The sequence below is a fragment of the Nocardia sp. NPDC058497 genome (assembly GCF_042720195.1).
In the GTDB taxonomy this organism is placed as follows: Bacteria; Actinomycetota; Actinomycetes; order Mycobacteriales; family Mycobacteriaceae; genus Nocardia.
Genome location: NZ_JBHXMY010001019.1, coordinates 1 through 1,192, shown reverse-complemented (window position 1 = coordinate 1,192; position 1,192 = coordinate 1). Strand labels below are relative to the sequence as shown.

The following is a 1,192-nucleotide window of genomic DNA, read 5'->3' as shown; positions in this document are numbered from 1 at the left end:
TGGGCAGTGTCTTTTGTTTATAAGAGACTGGCATCAGGGGTCGCCATCACCGTGACACCACCGGCGAGAGCCATGGAACATTCCCCTGATCGCAGCGCTTGCACGGCTTGATGCAATGCGACCAGCGAGGAGGAGCATGCGGTATCGACCGACACCGCGGGGCCCTCCAGGCCGAGCACGTAGGAAATACGGCCCGACGCGATGCTCAGCGGAATGCCGGTCAGCTCGTAACCTGTCGCATCGGTGCCATCGATACCGCCATTGCCGTAACCCAAATTGCCGATGCCGACGAAAACACCGGTGTCGCTGCCACGCAGTGTGTTCGGGTCGATGCCGGCGTGTTCGAGAGCTTCCCAGGTCGTCTCCAACAACACCCGTTGTTGCGGATCCATCGCAAGGGCTTCGCGCGGCGAAATCCCGAAGAATCCGGCATCGAAGGCGCCTGCCTCGTGCAGGAAACCCCCTTCGCGCGCATAGGATTTTCCTGCCACGCCCAGCTGTGGGTCGAACAATCCGTCGACATCCCAGCCGCGATCGAGCGGGAATCCCGATACCGCGTCACTTCCATCGATCAGCAACTGCCACAGGTCTTCCGGGGACGAGATGCCGCCCGGTAGGCGGCACCCCATTCCCACGATCACCACGGGATCCACGGATGGCGGTGTCGATGGCACGCTATCGATGACGGTCGTCGACTCGGCGTCCGAATCGCCGCGCAGCTCCGCGGCCACAAACCGCGCCACCGCTTCCGGCGTCGGATAGTCGAATACCAGCGTTGCCGGCAACCGCATTCCGGTCACCGTGGTGAGCCGGTTGCGCATTTCGACGGCGGTCAGCGAATCGAAGCCCAGCTCGCGGAAGTTCCGATCCGCGCCCCCCGCCCACACCCGCTCGAAACCAAAAAACCACTCGACCTCGCCGCGGACGGCCGCGAGCACCACCCGCACCGCATCCGACTCCAATGCACTCACGACCTGCCGCTGCAGCGACGGCGCGCCGCCGCCACTATCAGCGGTGTTGTCAGCGGTGCGACGGGTCGCGGGGATCACGTCGCGTAATACGGCCGGCACCGAGGCGGCCCGGCCCAGAGCCGTCAGGTCCAGCTGGACTGCGGTCACCACCGCATGGTCTTGGGCCAGGGCGGCGTCGAAGGAGGCCAGACCCTGTTCGGCGCTCATCCCCTCCATACCGT

At 64.9% G+C, this 1,192-nt stretch carries 1 protein-coding gene; it reads right to left on the bottom strand.

Annotation, left to right across the window (positions count from 1 at the left end; genetic code table 11):
* Positions 1–17: 17 nt before the first annotated feature.
* On the bottom strand, positions 18–1,192 hold a 1,175-nt coding region (locus ACFWPJ_RS33380; protein WP_378857593.1), incomplete at its 5' end, for a beta-ketoacyl synthase N-terminal-like domain-containing protein.